The 1,867-nt window shown below is 71.8% G+C and carries 3 protein-coding genes; all 3 read left to right on the top strand.

What is annotated here, in order from left to right; genetic code table 11:
* Window positions 1-98 (top strand): L-serine ammonia-lyase, iron-sulfur-dependent, subunit alpha (locus tag Q0112_RS09145; protein WP_297974254.1); only part of this gene is annotated, 98 nt, incomplete at its 5' end.
* Window position 99: 1 nt separating this feature from the next.
* On the top strand, window positions 100-957 hold the full coding sequence (purU, locus tag Q0112_RS09140; protein ID WP_297974251.1) for a formyltetrahydrofolate deformylase: 858 nt from the start codon (window positions 100-102) through the stop codon (window positions 955-957).
* Window positions 958-1,092: 135 nt separating this feature from the next.
* Complete coding sequence (locus Q0112_RS09135; protein WP_297974248.1) at window positions 1,093-1,797, top strand: molecular chaperone DjiA; 705 nt, start codon at window positions 1,093-1,095, stop codon at window positions 1,795-1,797.
* Window positions 1,798-1,867: the final 70 nt, after the last annotated feature.

The raw sequence follows: 1,867 nt of genomic DNA, 5'->3' as shown, positions 1-1,867 counted from the left end.
CCTGCATCGAGACCATGCGCCAGACCGGCCGCGACATGAGCGTGAAGTACAAGGAAACCTCGACCGGCGGCCTCGCCGTCAACCTCCCGGAGTGCTGACGTGCCCGAGACCTCCTTCATCGTCACCCTGACGAGCGCCCCGCGCCCGGGGATCATCGCCGGCGTCGCCACCGCCATCGCCGGCCTCGGCGGCAACATCGCCGAGACCAACCAGCACTGGGACCGGCCGACCGACCGCTTCTTCCTGCGCCTCGCCTTCCTCGGCCCGGAGGGACTGACCGTCCCGGCCGTCGAAGAGGCCCTCGCCCCGACCGTCGAGAGGCTCGGCCTCGACCTCCAGGTCGCCGACGCCGCGCGCCCGCCCCGCATCGTCGCCATGGTCTCGAGGTTCGACCACGCGCTCCTGCACCTGCTCTACCAGATCCGCGTCGGCTGGCTCTCCGCCGAGGTGGCCGCCATCGTCTCGAACCACGCCGACGCCCGCCGCATCGCCGAGGCCGAGGGCATCCGCTTCGTCCACCTGCCGGTGACCCCCGACACCAAGCCGCAGCAGGAGGCCGCACTCCTCGCCCTCGTCGAGGAGACCGGCGCCGATCTCGTCGTCCTCGCCCGCTACATGCAGGTCCTCTCCGACGACCTCTCGCGCCGCCTCTCCGGCCGCGCCATCAACATCCACCACTCGTTCCTGCCCGCCTTCAAGGGCGCGAACCCCTACCGGCAGGCCTGGCAGCGCGGCGTGAAGCTCATCGGCGCCACCAGCCACTATGTGACGAGCGACCTCGACGAGGGCCCGATCATCGAGCAGGACGTCGCCCGCATCAGCCACGCCGACACCGCCGAGGACCTCGTCGCCATCGGCCGCGACACCGAATCCCGCGTCCTCGCCCGCGCCGTCAAGCTCCACCTCGAGCGCCGCGTCCTGCTCTGCGGCACCCGAACCGTCGTCTTCGGCAAGTAGGCAGCCCGCCCCGGATCGCGCATACCCTGCGCATCCTCCACCTCGCTGTTAACGCAGGACAAAAGCACCTCCCCGGCCCGCCCGTGGCACTTTTCGCTTTTGTGCCCCTCCCGCCCCGCTGCTACTCTCTCGTCGATGTCGATCTGGACCCGCATCACCGACGCCATCTCGGCGATCGTCGCCCGCGGCGAGAGCCTGCTCGCCCTCTTCGAGCGCCGGCGGCCGCCGGAGGAGAGCGTCGCCTTCACCATCGCCATCCTCAGCCTCGGCGCCAAGATGGCCAAGGCCGACGGCCTCGTCCGCCCCGCCGAGGTCGCCGCCTTCCGCGAGGTCTTCCACATCGCCCAGAAGGACGAGGCCGCGGCCGCCCGCGTCTTCAACCTCGCCCGCGAGGACGTCGCCGGCTTCGAGGCCTACGCCACGAAGATCGCCGCCATGTTCCGCGGCCGGCCGCGCGTGCTCGAGGACATCCTCGAGGGCCTCTTCCACGTCGCCCTCGCCGACGGCCGCTACCACGAGGGCGAGGAGGACTTCCTGAACGAGGTCGCCCGCCGCTTCGGCGTGGCGCCCGACGCCTTCGACGCCATCGAGGCCCGCCACCTCGAGGGCCGCCGCCAGGACCCCTGGGCCGTCCTCGGCCTCCCGCGCGACGCCGACTTCGCCACCGCCCGCGCCCGCTGGCGCGAGCTCGTCCGCGCCCACCACCCGGACAAGATGATCGCCCGCGGCCTGCCGCCCGAGACGGTGAACCTCGGCAACGCCCGCCTCGCCCAGATCAACCGCGCCTGGGAGGAACTCTCCGCCCGGCTGCGCCTGCCCTCCGCCGCCCCGAGCGCCTGATTAACCTCTGGTCACGACCGCAAATCGTATGGCCGCTTTCCAGCCCCTTTCCGGCCGCATTCCAGTCCGC

This window comes from uncultured Amaricoccus sp., assembly GCF_937858865.1.
Classification (GTDB): Bacteria; Pseudomonadota; Alphaproteobacteria; order Rhodobacterales; family Rhodobacteraceae; genus Amaricoccus.
This window is presented reverse-complemented; position numbering and strand designations above follow the sequence as displayed.

Bases quoted from the DNA above. Each gene is read 5' to 3' on its own strand.
- Q0112_RS09135 (WP_297974248.1), top strand. From the start codon at position 1,093: ATGTCGATCTGGACCCGCATCACCGACGCCATCTCGGCGATCGTCGCC.